We start from the raw sequence: 2,123 nt of genomic DNA on the forward strand, positions 1-2,123 counted from the left end.
AGCGCGAGCCCTTCGCGCCGGCCGACGTGGACGAAGACCTCTACGGCGGCTTCATCGGCAACGACGACCGCCGGGCGTTGAACAAGGTGCGCACGATGGCGCCCGCGCAGCTCGCCGAGCGCGCGGCGCAAGGCAAGCTGGCCTTCCAGGACGGGCGGCTGGATGAGCTTGTCTTCCGCTGGCGTGCGCGCAATTTCCCGTCCAGCCTGTCGGCAGAAGAGGCGGAGCGCTGGCAGGGCCACCTGGCTGCGCGGCTGCATGAGGGCGAAGGCGGCGCGCAGACGCTGGCGGCCTTCATGGAGCGTATCGATGTTCTCGGTGAAACAGCCGACGAGCGAGGTGAGCAGATCCTGTCGGCCTTGTACGACTACGCGGAGCAGATCGCCCCCTGAGGCGGCGTCTCCTCAGTCTTGTTGAAGCGGTGAGGGCCGCCTCGGAGGCACCATGCGTGGACTTCCCGTGAGGAGAGTTCCCCATGACGGTTGCATCCACTTCCGAGCAGCAGACGGCCACGGCCGCATCCATCTCGGATGCCAGCCAGGGCCGCCCGCCGATGGACAAGATCGTCGTGGCCATCCACGGCATTGGCAGCCAGCTGCGCAGCGACACGATACGTTCGGTGGCGCGGCGCTTCGGCGACAGGGCTTCGCCGCCACTGCCGGTCATGCCGCTGGGTTACTTCAACCTTGGCTCGGCGGCTGCGGTTCGCATCAGCCGCCTGGACGCCAAGCCTGCAGACGCCCTGTCGCGCATCGGCTTCGCCGAGATCTACTGGGCCGACATTCCGGGGCAGGTCGTCAAGGCCAATGACACGCTGGAGGAGACCAAGGCCTGGGGACACACGGTGGTCAGCCGCGCCGAGTCGCAGTACCGCAGGGAGGTGCCCAACGGCAATCTGAAGGCCGAGGACTTCCAGCTCGGTACCGGCATCGTCGACGAAATCGTCGAGACCGTGGGCGTGCTGGAGAGCCTGCTGGCCGTGCTCGCCCGCATGGGCATCTTCAAGTTCGAGCTGGCGCCGCTGCTGCGCGACTACGTCGGCGATGTCCAGCTCGTCACCGACTTTCCCTACTACCGCGACAAGATCCTGCACCGCTTCCACAGCGCGCTCGCGCAGGTGGTGGCGACATTCCAGGAGGCCTGCCCGGGGGGCCATCCGGAGATCTACATCGTGGCGCACAGCGAGGGCACGGTCATCAGCTTCCTCGGCCTGCTCGAAGCGCTGTCGGGCCGCCCCATCGTCGACCCGGACAACCGATCCAGTGCGCCGGTTGACGACGGCTGGATCCGTTATGTGCGCGGCTATATGACGATAGGCTCGCCGATCGACAAGCACATCGTGCTGTGGCCGGCGCTCTGGCAGGGCCTCAAGCTGAAATCCAGCTGCTCCGGCCAGCAGGTGCTCTTTGGCGACAGCGAGGCGCCGCGGCTGACGCTGGCGCAGCAGATCAAGTGGCGCAACTACTACGACTTCGGGGACCCCATCGGGTTCAAGCTCGATTCCGCCATGGGCTTCCTGAAGGACAGCGGCTGCGAGGCCTTCGAGTTCGGCAGCAAGCATGACCATGGCTTCAGCCGCTACTGGTTGCCCGGCAAGGCGCACAACGACTACTGGAACGACTCCGAGGTGTTCGGCCATTTCATCGACGACGTGGTGCTGCCGGACCCGACAGTCCAGCCGAAAGTCCCGGCCAGCAACGGGCTCGTCGACCGGGTGAGCCTGGCCATCCCCTATGTGGCGAGCCTGCTCTTGCACGTGGCCGCGGTCTTCCTGCTCTACAAGGGCGTGACGCCGACGGGTGCGACCTTCGATCGGCTGCCGCTGCAGATCCTGTTGATGAGCGGCCTGATGATGGGCATCACCGCCGCCGCCCGGCTGCCGCGGCTGGTGCATACCGGTGGCCTGCGCTGGCATCTCGCGGCCACGCTCGTCTTCCTGATTGGCGCCTGGCCGTTTTACCTGTGGCTGCCGGACGGGCCGGCTGACTTCCTCGGCAGTCCGTTCACGAGCAGCGCCGCCCCCGCCCACGTGGCGGAACTCGTTGGCCGGCTCGCTCCGATCGCCGCTGCCGCGCTGATTGCCCTCAGCGGCTGGTTGCTGCCGCGCAAGCCCAACTGGGGGC

1 protein-coding gene and 1 pseudogene are annotated in these 2,123 nt (G+C 67.1%); both read left to right on the forward strand.

Annotation, left to right across the window (positions count from 1 at the left end):
• Window positions 1-392 (forward strand): annotated as a pseudogene (gene sbcB / locus AC1DU6_RS28710) (exodeoxyribonuclease I); the annotation flags it as partial.
• An 83-nt stretch (window positions 393-475) separates the two neighbouring features.
• The coding region (locus tag AC1DU6_RS28715; protein WP_477861304.1) for an MFS transporter at window positions 476-2,123 on the forward strand (1,648 nt) is incomplete at its 3' end.

It is taken from the genome of Roseateles sp. P5_B10 (assembly GCF_056400485.1).